We start from the raw sequence: 289 nt of genomic DNA on the forward strand, positions 1-289 counted from the left end.
TAGCATCGTATGCGTCGCGACTTTTTCCAAGCCTCGATACTTGGTCCAACGCATCCCATGCTTTTCTTTTGCATCCGCAAATATTCGTTCAATCGTTTGTTTCCGTTTTTTGTAAATTGATTTATTCAGATCCGTTAGGCGAAGATGTTCCACTTCATCCATCAGATCTCCCCAAACATGTCTCGTGATGACTCGTTGATGATTTTTACTTTTCGTACACGTTTTTAACAGCGGGCAGTTCACACATTCTTTTGGATTGGATTTGTATTCTCGGTACCCGTCTCGAGTA

General features: G+C 41.9%; 1 protein-coding gene. It reads right to left on the reverse strand.

Annotation, left to right across the window (positions count from 1 at the left end; translation table 11 throughout):
- Positions 1–289 (reverse strand): transposase (locus AC4J95_RS21265; protein WP_494551562.1); only part of this gene is annotated, 289 nt, incomplete at both ends.

Source organism: Enterococcus sp. GPZ-007, from assembly GCF_059374735.1.